This is a genomic window from Paenibacillus ihumii, from assembly GCF_001403875.1.
In the GTDB taxonomy this organism is placed as follows: domain Bacteria; phylum Bacillota; class Bacilli; order Paenibacillales; family Paenibacillaceae; genus Fontibacillus; species Fontibacillus ihumii.
Genome location: NZ_LN884299.1, coordinates 2054662 through 2072141 on the forward strand (window position 1 = coordinate 2054662; position 17480 = coordinate 2072141).

Below are 17480 nucleotides of genomic sequence, written 5' to 3' on the forward strand. Positions count from 1 at the left end.
CCAAAAATACTCAAGAAAGGGGCTGCTTGCTTGAAGGCAATTACTTATCAAGGAAAACGGAATATCAAGGTCAAGGAGGTCGCTGATGCCAAGCTGCAAAAAAAGGATGACGTGCTCGTGCGGGTTACCTCGACGGCGATTTGCGGCTCGGATCTGCATATTTATAACGGAGAAATTCCCGGGATATACGATGATTATGTGATCGGGCATGAAGCGATGGGAATCGTGGAGGAGACAGGGCCCGAGGTGACGAAGGTCAAACGGGGCGACCGCGTCATCATTCCTTTCACGGTAGCTTGCGGCGAATGCTTCTTCTGTACTAACCAGATGGAGAGCCAATGCGATTCCTCCAATGAAAGCAGGGATACGGGCGGTTATTTCGGCTACTCCTCGCGCTACGGCGATTATGCGGGCGGCCAGGCGGAATTGTTCCGTGTGCCTTATGGCAATTTCATCCCTTTTGCCATCCCTGAACAGGATGAAATGGAAGATGAGCAAGTCTTGTTTCTGTCGGATATTATGCCGACAGCTTATTGGAGTGTCCTTAACGGCGGGGTTAAATCCGGTGAAACCGTCATTATTCTCGGCTGTGGGCCGGTGGGGCTGCTGACCCAGAAATTCGCCTGGCAGCTTGGCGCCAAACGGGTCATTGCCGTGGATCATGTGGATTATCGGCTTGAGCATGCGAAGCGCTCCAACCATGTAGAAGTGTTCAACTTCGAGAAATTCCCGAATCTGGAGGAGCACTTGAAGGAAATTACCCGCGGCGGCGCTGACGTCGTCATGGACTGCGTTGGGCTGGATGCGAAGAAATCCGTGGCAGAGATGGTCGAGACGGCGCTGATGCTGCAGGGCGGCTCGCTCAGCGCTTTCAATTTCGCTACGAAGGTCGTGCGCAAATTCGGAACGATCCAGGTTACAGGAGTATATGGCTTGAAATATAATCTGTTCCCTTTCGGTGATCTGTTCGAACGGAATATTTCCGTCAAAATGGGTCAGGCGCCGGTGATTCACCTCATGCCCGAGCTTTACGAGCAGGTGCGAAGCGGAAAATTCGATCCGACGGACATCATTACGCACCGTCTGCCGCTCTCTGAGGGGGAACGTGGATATGAAGTGTTTAGCAAGAAAGAGGAAGATTGCATAAAGGTCATCTTGAAGCCTTAGCGGCTGCGTTGGAATCCATTTAGCACCGCCTGCTCCACACGGTTGCGGGCGGTTTTTTGCTAGTAAAAAAGGGGGGAACGCGGTGTATAATGAAAGAGTAATTTGGGGAATTGGGCTTCAATTTATTTGGTTTACATTGGCCGCAGCGGCGGCGAAGGCCGCCTATTGACAATTTGCCTATAATGTAACTACACTGGTTACATTATAGGCGGGAGGGATATCCATGACGATCAGCTCGCGGTTCGCCGTCGCAATTCATATTTTGACCGTTTTGGAGCTCAACAGGGAAGGCGTTAACACATCCGAATATATATCCGATAGCGTGAACACGAATCCGGTCGTAATTCGGCGCATTACGGGGATGCTGAGCAGAGCTGGCCTGGTCGATGTAAGGCCCGGCGTCGCCGGCTCGAAGCTGGCCAGAGCCGCTGCCGACATTACGCTGCTGGATATTTACCGCGCGGTACATGCCGTCGACGAGAACGGACTGTTCGCCGTCCATGACAAGACAAATGACAAATGTCCGGTGGGGCGCAATATCCAGTCAACGATTGAACCTATATTTTCCGAGGCTCAAAGGGCGATGGAGAGTACACTGGAGAAGGTGACGATGGAGGATATTGTGCGCGATTTGAAGAGTAAACCGTAGGAGAGCGTTGGAGTGCGGATGCTCTATGGATATGCAAGAAAAGGTCGATTTCTCGGATGAGAATATCGACCTTTTTTGTATTGGCGAGAATCGGTCTACGATTCCTGCTTTTCGATTTTGGCGATGTTGTTGAGCTTGTATTTCACGGGATGTTTGGTTAATTTTTTAGCAACGATTTTAGCCTCGAAGGTGATCGTATCTCCAATCTCCAGCTCAACCTTCTTCATGGTCGCGCTGTGGCTGGACCAGGCATCGCCGATTTCGAGTTCGGGCTCGGTGACGGCTGCATTCTCGTAAATGACCACTTCGTCGTCGTTATCGGAGAAGTGGTTGGGGATTGTAGTGAAATCCTTCACGACAGCCACCATTTTCACCTTGCCTTCGGGCAGCTCCAGCTTGGCTTTTTTGGTTCTTTTAGCGCCGGGCTTCGGGGCCTCCTCAGCGGGGGCCGATGCTGTTACTGCCGCTTCATCAGTCTGCTTCTGCACGGCCTTCTGTTCCGGTGCGGGCTTCGCGGCAGCCGCTGCTTCATTCCCGGCCGGCTTGTCTGCTGCTGGCTCATTAGCCTTGCCATCCGCAGCTTCCGCGGGATCCCCGGCTCTTACCCCGTAATTAGCGGCCTGCATTTCCTTCAGGTAAGAAGGGTGAATGCAGTGCTTTTGATGATTATCCAGCTGGATGACAGCCGTAATATGGTCAACATAGCCGATAATGCTGCAAGCCTCATTTAAGCCGTGGCCCTTGTAATAGAAAGTTTTAACCTTAGACGCTCTGTCGGATAGCAGTCCCCATTCCTTGCATTTGTCCATGAGTTCTGCCTCGTCCGCAAAGGCCGTGTACGTATCCGGTTCGATCAGAAACGAATGCACCATTTATTCTCCGCCTTTTTTGTTTATTCCCTCATATTTTATCATGTTTTGCCCATAATAGCGGAATTCTTAATATAGGAATCTCCATAAATAAAATGTGGCATACGCTTCCCAGCCCGGCCACGCCGCAAACAGGCTGCGGATTTGCTGCTTCGTCGGCTTATGCTGGCTTCCCGTTAAATGCTTAATCGCATGATGGAGGCCGACATCATCAACCGGTAAGGCCGAAGGCATTCTCAGGCAGCGCATCAGCACGTAATTCGCCGTCCAAGGACCGATTCCGCGAATGGAGACCAGCTGTTTCTCAGCTTCTTTTACACAGCCAGCCATTTGCAGCTGCTCCTTCGTCAATTTCCCCTCAGCGATCAACTGGGCCGTGCCGATCAGGTACTCGCATTTCTTGACAGTCATCCGAAGATCGGCTAAATCCCCGGTTGTTAATGCGGCGATCTCTGCTGCAGAAGGGTAGAGCCAGTAACGCTCGCCATTGCAAGCGATATGTCTGCCATAGCGCTCCACGAAGCGTCTTTTTAGGGTGTAGGCATATTGCAGATGGATTTGCTGGCCAAGGATTCCCCAACTGATCGCTTCAAATAAATCCGGGATGCCGACTATGCGCAGACCGGGAAAGGAAGATATGGCGTGCTTCAGCAGTTTGTCTCTTTGCGCCAATTGATAAAAGGGCAGCAGATCCCGGTCCAGATCGAACCATTCCTTGACATAGTTTATGGCATTGGTAAGGAATAGAGGACACGAAGGAGCCGTGCCGCCTTGAAAGGAAATTTGCAGAGTGTTGTCCCTAATTTCTCTGATTTCAATGACCGCTGTTAATGGCCCGGAAGCAATGGCTCTATAAATTCGCCCCTCTCGGATTTGGTACAGACATTCATTGGGCGACCTCTGTAAATACCCCAGGATTTGCTTGAAGCTAAACGGCTCGGGAACGGTTATGATACCACTTAAATTTGAGCTGGAAGCCAATGCGCTTCCCTCCATTCTGACTTTATTATTCTACTATTTGGTTTTAGCATAAAAGTTCATTTTTTAGTTTCGAAATCTTGCTATTACAACCGGGTAAGCATCCCAATTAGCGAATCAGGAGTTATACTTGTGATGGAGGCGAGCAAGTTATGGTGAAACCAGAATGGCCTATGACCGATGAGATCTGGCACGCGATTATTCGCAACGATGCGTCCTACGATGACCAGTTTATTTATGCGGTGCAATCAACCGGGATTTTCTGCCGGCCCTCCTGCAAATCCAGGGCCCCGAAGAAGGAGCATATCCGCATATTCGGCAGCCCGGCTGAGGCTATAGCCGCGAATTTCCGTCCCTGCAAACGGTGCAAGCCAGCGCATGGGCGAATGCCGGACGATGAGTGGGTGGAGCAGATTACAGATTATATTGATGCTCATTTCCGCGAGAAGCTCACACTGGATATTCTGGCCGATGTGTGCCACGGCAGCCCGTATCATTTGCAGCGCACGTTTAAGCGAATTAAAGGGGTGACGCCCGCCTTATATATTCAGCAGAGAAGAATCAGCAAGGCTGCGGAATATTTGGAGAGGACCGACAAAGCGATCGCGGAAATCGCCGAGAGAGTCGGCTTGGGCAGCACAGCTTATTTCATTACACTATTCAAAAAAACAACAGGGCAGACTCCTGCGGAATATCGCGGCAAAAAAGCGGCTGTCCTGCAATCGGAGGTGGATTTGCATGAAATCGACAACTGAAACAGTACTGTACTGGTCACTTCTGCAAACGGATCAATGGCATATGCATCTGGCGGCTACAGCAAGCGGACTATGCTATGTCGGCTCTCACAATCAGCCTTTTATGGAGCTGTCCGCCTGGGCCAGTAAAAGATTCCGAAATCATCGTTTGATAGAGGATGCGAGGAGATTGCAGCCCTATACTATGGCGTTGACCCTGTATTTGCAGGGGGAGGCAAAGGAGTTTGGCGGAGTCCCATTGGATTTGCCCGGGACCGAATTTCAGCGAAAAGTGTGGCAAGCCCTTATGGAAATTCCGTATGGAGAGACGCAGTCCTATTCCGAAATTGCCCGCAGCATTGGGCGATCTTCCGCTGTCCGCGCCGTTGGCGCGGCGATCGGAGCCAATCCGCTGCTGATCGTCATACCGTGCCATCGCGTCTTAGGCAAGCATGGAGCCCTTACCGGTTACCGCGGGGGATTGGACATGAAGGCGCGGTTGATGAAGCTGGAGCAGGAATACAGGGCACATGCTGGAGAAGTTTCTTAAGGCCTGTTGAAATCTCCATCAAGCTAACGAAAAAAATGCTGAATAATGACGAACATGATTTAAATTTTCTATAATTTAGTATAGATGTAAATATGTGATAAAAGTCCTATTGATTTCTGATCCATCCTCCTCTAATCTGTGAAAGGGAGATGATGTTCACAAAACCGTCAAAAAATGCAGACGTGTGCATTGCCTCACCATTCCATATCGGGAGGATGAATTGTATGAAGAAGAAAGTCAGTTTTTTTCTCGCCCTATCGTTAGTGATGACGTTATTCGGAGCGCTCCAGGCTTCCGCTGCGTCCATTACGGTAGACTCTACAATTATCGTTAAGGCAGGAACGACGTTTGATGGCAAAGGTCAAACCTATGTTGCCAACCCGAAAACGCTTGGTGACGGCAGCCAGGCCGAGAACCAGAAGCCGATTTTCCGCTTGGAAGCGAATGCAACCCTGAAAAACGTCATTATCGGTGCGCCAGGGGCAGACGGAGTTCATTGTTACGGCAATTGCAACATCACTAACGTGACTTGGGCGGACGTAGGCGAGGATGCGCTCACGCTCAAATCTTCTGGAACCGTTAACATTAATGGTGGAGGCGCTTACAAAGCCTATGACAAAGTATTTCAGATGAATGCCGCAGGAACGATCAACATCAAGAATTTCGTAGCCAACGATATCGGCAAGCTGGTGCGGCAGAACGGCGGAAGCACGTTCAAAGTAGTTATGAACGTTGATAACTGCGATATTTCCAAAGTAAAGGATTCCATTCTGCGAACCGACAGCAGCACATCGACGGGAAAAATCACGAATACGAGATATTCCAATGTTCCAACCTTGTTCAAGGGCTTTGCATCCGGGAATACCAGCCAGTCCGGAAATACGCAATATTGATTTCGTACCGTCATTTACAGGAATTACGGCCTGCCATTGACAGCAGCAGTTGTCAATGGCAGGCCTTTTATATATTTTAAAGATAAATGTTGACCTTCACGTTGCGTCAAGGTGTACAGTGAAAATTGTCAGGAGGGGGTCCTATGGAATATACCGTGCAGAAGCTGGCTCAGCTCGCTGGAGTCAGTACGAGAACACTTCGCTATTATGACGAGATTGATATTCTTAAGCCGGCAAGAATCAACTCGTCGGGTTACCGGATCTATAGTCAGGCCGAGGTGGACCGGTTGCAGCAAATCATGTTCTACCGCGAGCTGGGCCTGCCGCTGGAGCAAATCAAAGCGATAGTCACCTCGTCTGACTTCAATAGCGTGCTGGCGCTTAAGCAGCACCGGGAACAGCTCCTTGACAGAAGAAAGCAATTGGAGCGTCTCATCACTAACGTAGATAAGACGATTGCCATGCATGAAGGGAGAATCAGTATGTCTGACCAAGAGAAATTCGAAGGCTTCAAACAAAATTTGATAGAAGAGAATGAACAGAAATATGGCAAGGAGATCCGCGAGAAGTATGGGCATGAGAGGGTGGAGCAGTCCAATGAAAAGCTGCGGGGAATGACCCAAGAGCAATACGAAGAGATGATGCGCTTATCGGAAGAGGTGAACCGGACGCTGGCTGAAGCGTATAAAACGGGCGACCCGGCGGGTGAGCTGGCTCAGCGGGCAGCGGACCTGCACAAGCAGTGGCTATGCTATCATTGGAGCGAGTACAGCAAAGAAGCTCACGCGGCAATCGCGCAAATGTATGTGGATGATGAACGCTTCACCGCGTATTACGATGCAGAGCAGCCGGGGACAGCGCGGTTTCTGCGGGATGCGATTCTCATTTATACAGGGATGCGCCAATAAAGCGGAGGAGATAGATCCTGCCGATCTGATTCATCTCTTAATAATACGGGTAATCATAAACAAGTGGGAAGTGGTTATGATCAATGAACAGACGGAAGGACAGAATCCTGTATTCCGAAAGGTAGTTGATTCACCATGTACTCTCTCAAAAGAAAGAGAAAATCGATACTTCGTCGATTGTTCTCTGGTAAGGCACCCTAGCTATTGGAAGGCAGAACCAAGGACGGCAGCGCCTTAAGGCCAGCGCCGTAAACGGGTTGTCCCATAGATTGCTTATAATTAAATGAAGCAGCCGCTTCCCACGTTTAAAGACTCTGCGCCCCTGGCGCGGAGTCTTTTTTGAATATTGAATTTATTAGTTTTCCTAATCGAAGATATAAGATCATTCTAATTGACCCCCTGCGCAGGCTATGATAAGTTTTATTAAATGATAAATTAGATAGTAATACTAGGAATTAAAATTTTTAGTTTCTATGTATGCTGCGTGAGGTGGATATGTTGGAACTACAAGTGAGTAACAGCCCTTTTAATCAGGAGCAGGCAGAGCTGCTCAATCGTCTTCTTCCTACGCTTACGGATCATCAGCGGGTCTGGCTGAACGGATACCTGTCGGCTTTGCAGGGAGCTGGCGCGGCTGCCGCGGCAGCTGCGCTCGTTCAAGCGGTTGCTCAAGCCGAGCCGCCGGACGTTTCCAAGGAAGTCACCGTGCTGTATGGATCACAGACGGGGAACAGCCACAATCTGGCTGCGAAGCTGTCCAAGAAGCTGGAGGAGCAGAGCTTCCAGGTTACTTTAGCGTCGATGAGCGATTTTAAACCGAATGCGCTAAAAAAAATAGAGAACCTGTTTATCGTCGTAAGCACGCATGGCGAAGGAGAACCGCCGGACAGCGCGATTGCCTTCTATGAGTTCCTGCACAGCAAGCGGGCTCCGAAGCTTGAAGGCCTGCGATATTCCGTGCTGGCGCTCGGCGATACCTCTTATGAATTCTTCTGCCAGACAGGGAAAGATTTCGATAAACGCTTGGAGGAGCTTGGCGGCGAACGGATAGCTCCACGGGTAGACTGCGATGTCGATTTCGATGAATCCGCTGCGGAATGGATGGGGAATGTCATCGGGGCGCTTGGCAAGCTGTCGGCTTCGGGCACCCAAGCCAGCAGTGGAGTCCCGGCGATTGTGAGCAGCGGTGCCGAGTCTGAATATTCCCGAAGCAACCCGTTCTATGCGGAGGTTCTGGAGAACCTGAACCTGAACGGCCGCGGCTCGGATCGGGAGACCCGGCATATCGAGCTTTCCCTGGAAGGCTCGAACCTGAAGTATGAACCGGGTGACAGCCTGGGCATTTATCCTGAAAATCATCCGCAGCTGGTCGAGGATCTGATTGCAGCGATGGGCTGGAACGGCGAGGAAACGATCACTGTGAACAAGAACGGCGAGCAGCGGACGCTGCGGGATGCGCTGCTGCGTTATTACGAGATTACAGTGTTGACGAAGCCGCTGCTGGAGCAGGCCGCTCAACTGAGCTCAAGCCCGGAGCTGAAGAAGCTGCTTGAAGCTGGACGGGAACAGGAGCTGCGCGCTTATTTGGACGAACGCGACCTGCTTGATTTGGTAACGGATCACTCCTTTGCAGGGGTAAGCGCCAGCCAGTTCGTATCGATTCTAAGAAAAATTCCTGCACGTCTGTATTCGATCTCCAGCAGCCCGCTGGCTTATCCGGACGAGGTGCATCTCACCGTACGCTCGGTTCGTTATGAAGCGCATGGCCGGAACCGCTACGGGGTTTGCTCGGTTCAGCTTGCCGAGCGGGTAGAGCCTGGGGATACACTGCCTGTATTCATTCAGCATAACCCAAGCTTCAAGCTGCCGGTGAATCCTGACACGCCGATCATAATGATCGGACCGGGAACGGGTGTTGCGCCTTTCCGGGCTTTTCTCGGCGAGCGGGAGGAGACCGGGGCGGAAGGAAAGACTTGGCTTTTCTACGGGGATCAGCATTTCTCCACGGACTTCCTGTATCAGGTAGAGTGGCAGCGCTGGCTTAAGGACGGTGTGCTGACCCGTATGGATGTCGCGTTCTCCCGGGATACCGACAAGAAGGTCTATGTCCAGCACCGGATGCTCGAGAAGAGCAGGGAAATTTATGAGTGGCTGCAGGAAGGCGCAGCAGTATATGTATGCGGGGACGAGAAGAAGATGGCTCATGACGTGCATGCGGCACTGGCCACTATTCTTGAACATGAGGGTGGTCTTAGCCCGGAGCAGGCTGCGGAGTATTTGACGCGGATGCAGCAGGAGAAACGTTATCAACGGGATGTTTATTAAGCGGGGAATCCCGAGGATTACGAGAGGAGAATTCCAGTATGTCAGACAACAATTTATTGTCACCTAACAGCGCGCCTCACAGCGATGTGGAAGATATTAAGATAAGGAGTAATTATTTGCGGGGAAGCCTTGAAGAGACGCTTCAAGATCCGATTACGGGCTCTATCCCGGAGGACGATAACCGCCTGATGAAATTCCATGGCAGCTATATGCAGGACGACCGGGACTTGCGGAACGAGCGCCAGAAGCAGAAGCTGGAGCCAGCCTATCAGTTCATGCTGCGGGTCCGCGCGGCGGGCGGCGTCGTTACACCGGAGCAATGGCTTATGATGGATAGGGTGTGCCAGAAATATGCGAATGGGACGATCCGCTTGACGACACGGCAGTCCTTTCAGCTTCACGGGGTCATTAAATGGAATCTGAAGAAGACTATTCAGGAAGTGAACGAGGCGCTGCTCAGCACATTGGCCGCTTGCGGGGACGTTAACCGCAACGTCATGTGCAACCCGAATCCGTATCAATCGGAAATTCACTCCGAGGTATACCAATGGGCCAGCAAAATAAGCGATCATCTCGATCCGCAGACGAATGCTTATCACGAGATCTGGCTGGACGGCGAGAAGATCATCGATAGCCAGGACAGCCAGGTTGAGCAGGAGCCTATATACGGACGCGTCTATTTGCCGCGGAAGTTCAAAATCGGCGTAGCCGTACCGCCGTCGAACGATGTTGACGTTTTCTCGCAGGATTTGGGGTTCATTGCAATTATCGAGGACGGACAATTAATAGGCTTCAACGTTACAGCAGGCGGCGGGATGGGCATGACGCACGGGGATGCAAAGACGTATCCGCAGATATCCAAGGTGATCGGCTTCTGTCTGCCGGAGCAAGTCATCGACGTAGCGGAGAAGACCGTCACAATCCAACGGGATTACGGGGACCGTTCCGTTCGGAAGCATGCGCGCTTCAAGTATACGATCGATGACCGGGGCATCGATTGGTTCATCCAGGAGCTGACGAATCGCCTGGGCTGGAGCCTGCAGGAAGCAAGACCGTTTCATTTCGAGCATAACGGGGATCGTTACGGCTGGGTGAAGGGCAGCAACAACAAATGGCATTTTACACTCTTTATCCAGAACGGGCGCGTCAAGGATGAAGAGGATTACAAGCTGATGACAGGCCTGCGGGAGATCGCCAAGATCCATACCGGGGATTTCCGGCTTACGCCGAATCAGAACCTGATCATCGCAAATGTAAGCAGCCAGAAAAAGAAAAAGATCGAGGCTTTGATCAGCGAATACGGCCTTACCGACGGCTCGCATTATTCCGCGCTGCGGAGAAATTCCATGGCTTGCGTGGCATTTCCGACCTGCGGACTGGCCATGGCCGAATCTGAACGTTATCTGCCGACCTTACTCGACAAAATTGAACCGATGCTGAAGGAGGCCGGCCTGCAGGACGACGATATAGTCATTCGGATGACGGGCTGCCCGAACGGCTGCGCGAGGCCAATGCTTGCGGAAATTGCCTTTATCGGCAAAGCGCCCGGCAAATACAATATGTATCTGGGCGGAGGCTTCTCCGGGAATCGGCTGAACAAGCTGTATAAGGAGAACATCGGTGAGGCGGAAATCCTGGAATCTCTGCAGCCGATCCTTAGCCAGTATGCGAAGGACCGCCAGGAGGGCGAGCATTTCGGCGATTATGTGATCCGGGCCGGATATGTTCAGGAAGTTACCGATGGGCAGAATTTTCACGCTTAAGACGGTTCCAAATGCACAAGCGTCTCACTCGAAAAGTGAGGCGCTTTGTTTTTTTGACCTCAAAAGTTAATTATTGACATGAAAAAAATATTATGTCATTATTGTGTCAATATTGAAACTATGTTGCTAGAATCGAATAGTAGGGGGCCTATTATGAGAATCAAAGATATGATGTATGTGGCATTATTTGCTGCAGTCATGGCTGTTTTAGGTTTATTGCCTCCTATCCCGCTCCCGTTCATCCCGGTGCCGATCACGGCTCAAACTCTGGGAGTTATGCTGGCTGGCAGTATACTAGGTGCTAGATTAGGCGGTCTAAGTCTGCTCATATTCGGGATTATCGTCATTGCGGGAGCGCCCCTGCTGTCCGGTGGAAGAGGGGGCTTAGCCGTTCTGGCCAGCCCTACCGGAGGATACTTCCTGAGTTGGCCGATCGCTGCCTTCGTGATCGGTTATCTGGTGCGGCGCGTATCAACGCGGATGAACCTCTGGAAGCTGCTGCTAATCAATGTGGTTGGCGGAATACTGGTCATTTACGCCATCGGTATCCCTTATATGTCCCTCATGACGGATGTCCCGATCGGCAAAGCCATCATCGGCAACATCTCCTTCATGCCCGGCGACCTGATCAAGGTTGTAGTGGCATCGCTGATTGCGATCCGTATGCTGAAGGCGAATCCTCATATGCTTTATCAGGCAAGCAGCCGCTCACACAAAGCCTGATATCTGCCATTGTGAATGATAACGTAAGGTTTGCCTTATATTGGCAAACCTTTTTTCAACCAAACAAGTCCACTGCTTAACTGGTCTTAATCCATCATTTGGAGGTCATGCCTATGATTCGATTTTCGGGTGTCTCGTTCCATTACCCGCAGCACAGCGACATTCTGAGCGATATTTCCTTTGAGATTCAAGCCGGGGAATATGTGGCCATCGCCGGGATGAACGGCATGGGGAAATCCACCGTAGGCAAGCTGATGAACGGTCTGCTGCTGCCCACGAAGGGCGAGATCCGGTACCAGGGCCGCTGCACAAGCGATGAAAGGGAGCTTGGAATGATCCGTGACAAGATCGGGATGGTGTTCCAGAATCCCGAGAATCAGATCGTTGCTTCCACTGTCTTTGAAGATATTGCCTTTGGCCTGCAAAACAACTGTTTGCCCCCCGAGGAAATCTCCGCGAGAGTCATTCATACTTTAGAGCTCGTGGGTATGCTCGATTACATCGATGCAGACGTCAACTCCCTGTCGGGCGGTCAAAAACAACGAATCGCGATTGCCGGCATTCTGGCTGTAGAGCCGGAAGCGATCATTTTTGACGAATCTACCTCCATGCTCGATCCTGAAGGCAAGGAGCAGGTGCTTGGCCTGATCCGGGAGCTGAACCGGAAGGGGATCACCATTATTTCGATTACCCATGATATGGAGGAGCTGGTCGAGGCATCAAGAGTGATCGTGCTGGATCAAAGCGGCATCCGGTACGACGGGCCCCCGGCAAGCCTGTTCGAAGAAGCTTATTTGTCGATTCCCGGGCTCGCTGCGCCTTTTGCCGTAAGCATGAGAGAGGCTTTGAGAAGCAAGGGGCTTCCGCTGCCAAACACCCTATTTCGGATGGAAGAATTGGTGGAGTGTTTATGGAAATTACATTGAAAGACGTATTCTTCTCTTACAATGCCGGGACGCCGCTGGAGAACGAAGTGCTTCGCGGGCTTAATATGACGCTGGAGAGCAATAAAATTACCGCTGTCGTTGGAAGGACAGGCTCCGGCAAATCCACCTTCGTGCAGCATTTGAATGGCCTATTATATCCGACGCGGGGAAGCATCAAAGTTGGCGATGCATGGATTATGAATAACAGCAAGAAGAAGACCGTACTCTTCGACAAGGTCGGTATCGTATTCCAAATGCCGGAGCATCAGCTGTTCGAGGATACTGTCATCAAGGACGTTTCTTTCGGACCCAAGCAATTAGGCTGGCGCAATGAACTGATTCGCAGCAAGGCGCTGGAGGCGCTAAGATTGGTCGGCCTGGACGAATCCTTCGCGGACAGGTCGCCGTTCGAGCTGAGCGGCGGGGAGAAGAGGAGAGCTGCGATTGCCGGAGTGTTGGTCATGGAGCCGTCCGTACTGATTCTCGATGAGCCTACCGCCGGTCTGGATCCTGCGGGGAAGCAGTCGCTCATGGAATTGCTGCTGAGCTGGCGCGAGGAGCAGCAGCGAACCCTTGTTATCGTAACGCATGACATGGATTTACTGGCTGAATACGCCGAAGATGTTATCGTTTTCGAAAGCGGTAAAGTCAATGTGAGAACAGATCCGCTGACCCTTTTTACGAAGTACCGGGATCGCATAGAGGCCTTGGGCCTGAAGCTCCCGATGGCGCTGACACTGGTCGAGCATTTAAATGCCAGGCTCAGAAGCCCTATGGTGATAAATTCGGTGAAGCGGGAAGCCATTCTGGCGCAGGTTGCCGATCATTTTTTGGTTGCCAGCGGAAAGGGAGGGAGCTGACAAGCATGGCTATATCCCATCATCTGATATTCGGCCAGTATGTCGATAAGAAATCGATCATTCATCAGCTGGACCCGCGAACCAAGCTGCTGATCGTCATGGCTCTGATGATCGCGGCGCTTTTCCTCACGAGCCTGGCATCTTATGTCATGCTGGCGCTTATGGTTGCGGCTGCGATTGCCGCTTCCAGGCTCCCCGCTTCCTACATTATAAGAGGATTAAAGCCCGTATGGCTGATCGTCATTGCGACGTCGGTCTTTCATCTCTTCTTGACGCAGGGCGGAGAGGCGTTGATCCGGCTTGGCCCGCTCTCCATCTATGAACTAGGCGTGTTTAAGGCGATTACGATTACAGTCCGCATCGTGCTGATGTTAGCTATGGCGACCCTGCTGACGTTAACGACCAAGCTGAGCGATTTGACGAGCGCGATCGAAGCCCTGCTGTCCCCGCTTCGAAGAATAGGCGTTCCGGTGCAGGAGATCGCCATGATGATTACTTTTACGATCCGCTTTATCCCGATTCTCATGCAGGAGACCGACAAAATCATGAAAGCCCAAAGAGCCAGAGGCGTCGATTTTTCCTCCGGACATATTTTTAGAAGATTGCTGAGCTTTATTCCGGTCATCGTACCTGTTCTGATGCTGGCTTTCCAGAAGGCTGAGAGCGCCTCCCAAGCCATCGAAGCCCGGGGATACCGGCCGGGGATGAAGCGAACCCAGCTTAGAACGCTTGCTTTTCAAGCCATCGACTACAAGGCCTTGCTCCTGTCCGGATTATTATTAATCATGCTGATCGCACTAAGAATGTGAGGAGGAAATATGAGAGTATATCCATGCAGTCTTGAGGAATACCGCGACCTCATTTCCGTTTCCGTTGGCAGCAGGCCGTCTCATATATGGTTTAAAAACGCAGCCTACCTGAACGTATACACGGGGCAGGTGGAGAGGGGCCATATTTACATTTCCGGCAAACGAATCGCCTATGTCGGCAGCAAGGAATATGCGGTATCGCCGAATACGCAAATCGTTGAGATGGAGCAGGGGCAGATTATCGTTCCCGGTTATATTGAGCCGCACGCGCATCCCTGCCAAATGTACAATCCGTTTGCCTGGGGCGCGAGTCAGCTCCGCGGCGGGACGGTGCTGTCGATGAACGATAACTTGTCCCTTCTAATGCAGCTAGGCGAGAGGGCGATTCCATTCATCGAGGAGCTGGAACGCATCAGCAGCCATATGTTTATGTGGTGGTGCAATGTTGATCAAGTGGGGGCTGGCGACCGCGGGACGCTTCAGGCATGGCTCGAACATCCATCCGTGATCCAAGGCGGCGAGTTTACCGAGTGGTTCAAGCTTCTCCAAGGCGATGAAGAGCTGCTGGAAAGGCTGTATATGCTGAAGAGCAGGCCTTTCATGCGGGCAGAGGGGCATCTGCCAGGCGTCTCTGATGAGAAAATCAGCGGGCTCGCGGCGGCTGGCATTGGAGCGGATCACGAGTCCCTGAATGCGGAGGACGTGCTGAAGCGACTAAGGCTCGGGCTGTATGCGACCCTGAGATACTCCTCCATAAGGCCCGATCTGCCGGATATTTTGGCGGGCCTGGTAGGCAATCCGCGTTTTAATTTGAGCCGCGTTATGCTGACGAGCGACGGTCCGTCTCCGCATTTCACGGAGGCGCACAATACCGCCAGCATGATCAAGCTGTGCATGGAGGCCGGTCTGCCCGCCGCCGACGCCTACAGGCTGGCGACCTTGAATCCGGCGACTTATTACGGCCTGGATGAAGATCTGGGCGGCATCGCTCCAGGGCGGCTCGCCAGCTTCAATGTCCTGCCCTCGCTGGACGAGCCGTCTCCGCTCCATGTCATGCAGAACGGTAAATGGTGCATTTGGAACCGGAATGACCTGCATCCAGCCGACGAAGCCGCTGTGGCAGGCTGGCTGCGTTCCTGGTTCCCGGCTCGAAGAATACCGGTTGAGCTGCTTCCGGAGCAAATCACCGTCCAAAGCCATACAGGCATCGAGCTGATCAACGATGTCATTACCAAGCCGTACGAATTTGTCCCCGATGACCTGCTGGACGCTGAGGAGAGCTTGATCACGCTGCTCGACTCCAAAGGAAAGTGGGCGCTACATACCCGAATCAAAGGCTTCGCTGCCGGGGTGCTTGCGCTTGCCAGCACTTACAGCGCCTCCGGCGATACATTGCTGATCGGAAGGAATGAAGCGATCATCTGCAGCATATTGCGCGAGCTGAACGAGCGGGGCGACGGAATTCTCGTGTACTTCAATAACGGCAGTCAGCTCTATATCCCGCTCCCATTAGGCGGCACAATGAGCGACGGGAGTATGGGCGAGATCAGCAGCGCTCTTGATCGTTTTACTTGTATGATGCAAGAGCACGGCTATTGCTATCGCGATCCCGCGTATACGCTGCTTTTTTTGACTGCTTCGCATTTGCCTTATATTCGCATGTCCGCCAAAGGGCTCTATTTGGTTAAGAACGGGCAGGTCATAGCCAGTCCTATCTCCCTGGACAACGGCTAGCTATCCTCAATGATATTCCGAAGGGACGGTGAAATTAATGCGGATTACAGATGCCATTCATTTGCAGGCTGCGGAGAATCCGGACAAAACCGCTCTTGTCGTCGATCAACGCCGGCTGACGTATAGAGAGCTGGGCGAGGCGATCAACGAAGCGGCTTGTGAACTTCTGGACCTGATGGACAGCTTCAATAACGAAGGGGACACGAGGGTCGGCTTTTTGCTGGATAACAGCGTGGAGTTCGTGCAGTATTTTTTGGCGGCAACCGGGCTTGGCTTATGCTCTGCCTTATTCGATCCCAAATGGGCTGACGCGAACATCGAGACGGTTCTGGAGGAATGCAAGCCGTCCATCCTGATCGTTGGCCTTGATTTCCTTCCCCGCATCACAAGCATTTCTGATTCCGCAGGCATTATTGTGATCGATGAGAACACCGCAGAACAGGCTATTGCTGGCAATAGAGGCAGCGCCGTTCATACACCCGTCAGCGACAGCCCAGACCGTTCCCGACTTCACAGCATTTCTGCGGAAGACAGTCTGTTCTATATGGGGTTTACCTCCGGCACTACCGGAACGCCCAAAGGCTTTCTCCGCGCCCAGCGCTCCTGGATAGAGAGCTTCCGCCGGGCCAGGGAAGCATTTGGGCTTAGCGCTGCCGACCATGTCCTCGGGACCGGGCCGCTGGTTCACTCCTTGACAATCTATGCAGCCATTCAAACGCTGTATCTTGGCGGAACCTTCTACCTGCAGCGAAAATTCGAGCCCGCTCAAGCTCTTGATTTGCTGCACACCTACCCGATTTCCCATATTTATTTGGTTCCTACGATATTCGAGGCGCTGTATCATACAGCGCATTCCCGTTACTCCAGCTTCGTCCCGTCACAGGTAAGTACGCTAATCACAACGGGGGACAAATGGACTCCAGAGTCCAAGCAGAAGGCAGCGCAAATCTTTCCTCTGGCAGGCATCTACGAATTCTATGGCGCCTCCGAGCTGAGCTTCGTCACGGTGCTGGACCCGGCAGGCAATCTAGCCAGGCCAGACTCTATCGGTAAGCCGTTTAACGGCGTGGAGGTGTCGATTCGCAAGCCCGACGGCACGGAAGCTGAGGAAGGCGAGGTGGGACAGATCTATATTAGAAGCGGTATGATTTTCTCCGGCTATTTCAAGAATGATGAAGAAACGAAACGGGTCATACACGGGGAATGGGCCACGGTAGGAGACCTGGCGAAGCGGGATTCGGAAGGCTTCCTCTATATGGTGGGCCGCAGCAAGAATATGATCATCAGCGGAGGCCTCAACATTTATCCCGAAGAGGTCGAGAAGGCGCTGCTCACGATGGAACAAATCGAGGAAGCCGTTGCTGCCGGACTGCCTGACGCATATTGGGGGCAAAAGCTCGTAGCCCTCATCAAGCTCAAGGCAGGCGCCGAAATCAGCGACCAGGAGATCCTTGCGTTCTGCCGTAATCAGCTTGCCAGCTACAAATGCCCGAAGGCCATCCTGCGGGTGGATTCATTTCCTTACACGAATAGCGGAAAAATATCGCGGACGTCAGTCCATGATTGGCTGACCGGAAGGGGGGGATAAGCAA

16 protein-coding genes are annotated in these 17480 nt (G+C 52.1%); 14 read left to right on the forward strand and 2 right to left on the reverse strand.

Annotated elements, in window-relative coordinates; genetic code table 11:
• Positions 1–30 precede the first annotated feature (30 nt).
• Together BN2762_RS16740 and BN2762_RS16745 are read left to right on the forward strand one after the other, a co-directional pair.
• A complete protein-coding gene (locus BN2762_RS16740) occupies positions 31–1167 on the forward strand; it encodes a zinc-dependent alcohol dehydrogenase (RefSeq protein WP_055108051.1) in 1137 nt (378 codons plus the stop codon).
• Between the two features lie 223 nt (positions 1168–1390).
• Positions 1391–1816, forward strand: a complete 426-nt coding sequence (locus tag BN2762_RS16745; RefSeq protein ID WP_055108052.1) for an Rrf2 family transcriptional regulator — start codon at positions 1391–1393, stop codon at positions 1814–1816.
• A 95-nt stretch (positions 1817–1911) separates the two neighbouring features.
• Here BN2762_RS16745 and BN2762_RS16750 read toward each other — a convergent pair whose 3' ends face one another.
• Both BN2762_RS16750 and BN2762_RS16755 read right to left on the reverse strand, forming a co-directional pair.
• Entirely contained in the window at positions 1912–2688 is a 777-nt protein-coding gene (locus BN2762_RS16750; RefSeq protein WP_055108053.1) for a hypothetical protein, read from the reverse strand.
• 66 nt (positions 2689–2754) lie between these two features.
• Positions 2755–3666: a DNA-3-methyladenine glycosylase family protein gene (locus tag BN2762_RS16755; RefSeq protein ID WP_148499960.1), complete on the reverse strand. Its 912-nt coding sequence runs from the start codon at positions 3664–3666 to the stop codon at positions 2755–2757.
• A gap of 149 nt (positions 3667–3815) precedes the next feature.
• On the opposite strand from BN2762_RS16755, the gene BN2762_RS16760 reads away from it, so the two are divergent.
• From BN2762_RS16760 to BN2762_RS16815, 12 genes are all read left to right on the forward strand, one after another.
• Positions 3816–4418 carry a bifunctional transcriptional activator/DNA repair enzyme AdaA gene (locus tag BN2762_RS16760; protein WP_055108055.1) on the forward strand — a complete coding sequence of 201 codons (603 nt, stop codon included), beginning with the start codon at positions 3816–3818 and terminating at the stop codon, positions 4416–4418.
• Positions 4402–4947, forward strand: coding sequence for a methylated-DNA--[protein]-cysteine S-methyltransferase (locus tag BN2762_RS16765; RefSeq protein WP_055108056.1), 546 nt, complete (start codon positions 4402–4404; stop codon positions 4945–4947). The genes BN2762_RS16760 and BN2762_RS16765 overlap by 17 nt, the downstream gene beginning before the upstream one ends.
• A 224-nt stretch (positions 4948–5171) precedes the next feature.
• Complete coding sequence (locus tag BN2762_RS16770; RefSeq protein ID WP_055108057.1) at positions 5172–5840, forward strand: pectate lyase; 669 nt, start codon at positions 5172–5174, stop codon at positions 5838–5840.
• Between the two features lie 143 nt (positions 5841–5983).
• Positions 5984–6748 (forward strand): MerR family transcriptional regulator, encoded by a 765-nt coding sequence (locus tag BN2762_RS16775; protein ID WP_055108058.1) that lies wholly within the window; start codon positions 5984–5986, stop codon positions 6746–6748.
• 498 nt (positions 6749–7246) lie between these two features.
• Entirely contained in the window at positions 7247–9073 is a 1827-nt protein-coding gene (locus tag BN2762_RS16780; RefSeq protein ID WP_055110147.1) for an assimilatory sulfite reductase (NADPH) flavoprotein subunit, read from the forward strand.
• Between the two features lie 38 nt (positions 9074–9111).
• Positions 9112–10836 (forward strand): assimilatory sulfite reductase (NADPH) hemoprotein subunit, encoded by a 1725-nt coding sequence (gene cysI / locus BN2762_RS16785; RefSeq protein ID WP_055108059.1) that lies wholly within the window; start codon positions 9112–9114, stop codon positions 10834–10836.
• A 153-nt stretch (positions 10837–10989) separates the two neighbouring features.
• Positions 10990–11559, forward strand: a complete 570-nt coding sequence (locus BN2762_RS16790) for a biotin transporter BioY (RefSeq protein WP_055108060.1) — start codon at positions 10990–10992, stop codon at positions 11557–11559.
• A 113-nt stretch (positions 11560–11672) separates the two neighbouring features.
• Positions 11673–12485 carry an energy-coupling factor transporter ATPase gene (locus BN2762_RS16795; protein ID WP_055108061.1) on the forward strand — a complete coding sequence of 271 codons (813 nt, stop codon included), beginning with the start codon at positions 11673–11675 and terminating at the stop codon, positions 12483–12485.
• On the forward strand, positions 12470–13345 hold the full coding sequence (locus BN2762_RS16800) for an ATP-binding cassette domain-containing protein (protein WP_055108062.1): 876 nt from the start codon (positions 12470–12472) through the stop codon (positions 13343–13345). Before BN2762_RS16795 ends, BN2762_RS16800 begins: the two co-directional genes overlap by 16 nt.
• Positions 13346–13350: 5 nt before the next feature.
• Positions 13351–14154, forward strand: coding sequence for an energy-coupling factor transporter transmembrane component T family protein (locus BN2762_RS16805; RefSeq protein WP_055108063.1), 804 nt, complete (start codon positions 13351–13353; stop codon positions 14152–14154).
• A gap of 9 nt (positions 14155–14163) precedes the next feature.
• Positions 14164–15888, forward strand: a complete 1725-nt coding sequence (locus tag BN2762_RS16810) for an adenine deaminase C-terminal domain-containing protein (protein WP_055108064.1) — start codon at positions 14164–14166, stop codon at positions 15886–15888.
• Between the two features lie 37 nt (positions 15889–15925).
• The gene (locus BN2762_RS16815) at positions 15926–17476 is read left to right on the forward strand and encodes an AMP-binding protein (protein WP_055108065.1); all 1551 of its coding nucleotides are present in this window, start codon (positions 15926–15928) and stop codon (positions 17474–17476) included.
• Positions 17477–17480 lie beyond the last annotated feature (4 nt).

What these genes read in the sequence shown, in the direction of transcription:
- BN2762_RS16745 (WP_055108052.1), top strand. Translation starts at nt 1,391, where the DNA reads ATGACGATCAGCTCGCGGTTCGCCGTCGCAATTCATATTTTGACCGTT.
- BN2762_RS16750 (WP_055108053.1), bottom strand. Translation starts at nt 2,688, where the DNA reads ATGGTGCATTCGTTTCTGATCGAACCGGATACGTACACGGCCTTTGCG.
- BN2762_RS16760 (WP_055108055.1), top strand. Translation starts at nt 3,816, where the DNA reads ATGGTGAAACCAGAATGGCCTATGACCGATGAGATCTGGCACGCGATT.
- BN2762_RS16765 (WP_055108056.1), top strand. Translation starts at nt 4,402, where the DNA reads ATGAAATCGACAACTGAAACAGTACTGTACTGGTCACTTCTGCAAACG.
- BN2762_RS16770 (WP_055108057.1), top strand. Translation starts at nt 5,172, where the DNA reads ATGAAGAAGAAAGTCAGTTTTTTTCTCGCCCTATCGTTAGTGATGACG.
- BN2762_RS16775 (WP_055108058.1), top strand. Translation starts at nt 5,984, where the DNA reads ATGGAATATACCGTGCAGAAGCTGGCTCAGCTCGCTGGAGTCAGTACG.
- cysI (WP_055108059.1), top strand. Translation starts at nt 9,112, where the DNA reads ATGTCAGACAACAATTTATTGTCACCTAACAGCGCGCCTCACAGCGAT.
- BN2762_RS16790 (WP_055108060.1), top strand. Translation starts at nt 10,990, where the DNA reads ATGAGAATCAAAGATATGATGTATGTGGCATTATTTGCTGCAGTCATG.
- BN2762_RS16795 (WP_055108061.1), top strand. Translation starts at nt 11,673, where the DNA reads ATGATTCGATTTTCGGGTGTCTCGTTCCATTACCCGCAGCACAGCGAC.
- BN2762_RS16800 (WP_055108062.1), top strand. Translation starts at nt 12,470, where the DNA reads ATGGAAATTACATTGAAAGACGTATTCTTCTCTTACAATGCCGGGACG.
- BN2762_RS16805 (WP_055108063.1), top strand. Translation starts at nt 13,351, where the DNA reads ATGGCTATATCCCATCATCTGATATTCGGCCAGTATGTCGATAAGAAA.
- BN2762_RS16810 (WP_055108064.1), top strand. Translation starts at nt 14,164, where the DNA reads ATGAGAGTATATCCATGCAGTCTTGAGGAATACCGCGACCTCATTTCC.
- BN2762_RS16815 (WP_055108065.1), top strand. Translation starts at nt 15,926, where the DNA reads ATGCGGATTACAGATGCCATTCATTTGCAGGCTGCGGAGAATCCGGAC.